Below are 1,537 nucleotides of genomic sequence, written 5' to 3' on the forward strand. Positions count from 1 at the left end.
CAATGACCAGGCCCAGCAGCAGCCCCACGCCAGCGGCAACACCAATGGAGGTCCAAGGCGACTCGTGGACGTAGGCGTCGGTGGCCCTGGCGGCGGCCTTGGTCTTGGCGACGAGCACGGCTTCGGCTTCGCCCAGACGCACTTTGGCATCGTGAAGGCGGGTCTGCACGCGGGCACGCAGGGTGGCTACTTTGTCGCCGACCTGGTCAGCCGTGGCGGACAGCATTTCTTCGGCGTCCGAGATCACGGACTTGATGTCGGAAACCAATTTTTCTTGCGCTTCTACGCTGGCTCGGCTATCGGGCATGGTGGACCTTTCAAAAAAGTAATGAATGCTCAAAGGTTAGCAGATTCGCACCCGGCGCCGCGTCTTTTCCCGCTTGTAGGGAATAATCAGCGGGGTCTGATGACCAAGCTTCCCCATCGACCCGAACTGCCTCCCCTACCCACCCCGCCATGCACACTGCTTTATTCCTTTCAACACCACGCCGCGGCTTGCCCTGCGGCGGCGCACGGGTGTGAGCGAAGCCCGCCTGAGCGGCCGCGATCTGGCTGCGGCCCTCACGGTGGTCGTGCTGTGGGGCGTCAATTTCGTCGTGATGAAATTCGCCCTGCGCGACTTCACCCCGTTCCAGCTCGGCGCGGCACGCTATGTGTTTGCCGTGCTGCCGCTGGCGCTGTTCATCCGGCCGCCCCGCATTCCCTGGAAATGGGTGGTGCTCTACGGCCTCTTTCAGGGCGTGGGGCAGTTCGGCATTCTGTTTTTTGCCTTGCAGGTGGGCATGACGGCGGCGCTGGCGTCGGTGCTGCTGCAGACGCAGGTATTTTTCACGGCGCTGTTTGGCTTTGTGCTGCTCAAGGAACGCGCCAGCCGGCCGCTGCAGATCGGCATGGTGCTGGCGGCGCTGGGCCTGGCGTGCTTTGCGATGAACTACCTGAACCCAGGCGCGTCACTGGCCAGCGCCACCACCCTGCTCGGCTTTATGCTCACGCTGTGCGCGGCAGCGATGTGGGCCCTATCCAACATCGTGGCGCGGCGCGTGCAGCAGGTGGCCGCCGACTACTCGCCGCCGGCCTTTGTGGTGTGGAGCAGCATGGTCGCGGTGCTGCCTTTCGTGGCCCTGTCAGCGCTGTTTGACCCCGGGTCCGCGCACTGGCAGTGGACGCAGGCGCGCGCATCGAGCTGGCTGGCGGTGGCCTACCTGGGCTGGGTCGCCACGATCGTCGGCTACAGCCTGTGGACAAGCCTGCTCAAGCGCCACCCGGCCAACCGCGTCGCGCCCTTCAGCCTGGGCGTTCCGATTGTGGGCCTGGCGGCCGGCATGCTGGTGCTGGGCGAAGTCATCACGCCGTGGCAATGGGCCGGCATTGCGCTGGTCGTGGCCGCGCTGGCCAGCGTGATGCTGGGCGGGCTGCTCAAGCGGCGCTGAGCCTCAGCACCCCCTGGATTCAAACCCGTTTCAGGCGCACCTTTACAAGGGGCGCCGCCGCGCAAAACGCACCACGGTCACGCCGGCTTGGGCCTGGCGGGTCGAGG

Annotated in this window: 2 protein-coding genes; one reads left to right on the forward strand and one right to left on the reverse strand. The window is 65.6% G+C overall.

The window, feature by feature from the left end:
- The coding region (locus tag IV091_RS13255) for a DUF883 family protein (RefSeq protein WP_293469478.1) at positions 1-307 on the reverse strand (307 nt) is incomplete at its 3' end.
- A gap of 211 nt (positions 308-518) precedes the next feature.
- Between IV091_RS13255 and IV091_RS13260 the strand changes: the two genes are divergently transcribed.
- Positions 519-1,430 (forward strand): EamA family transporter, encoded by a 912-nt coding sequence (locus IV091_RS13260; protein WP_293469480.1) that lies wholly within the window; start codon positions 519-521, stop codon positions 1,428-1,430.
- The last annotated feature ends 107 nt before the right edge of the window (positions 1,431-1,537 follow it).

The organism is Polaromonas sp., assembly GCF_018780625.1.
In the GTDB taxonomy this organism is placed as follows: domain Bacteria; phylum Pseudomonadota; class Gammaproteobacteria; order Burkholderiales; family Burkholderiaceae_C; genus Polaromonas.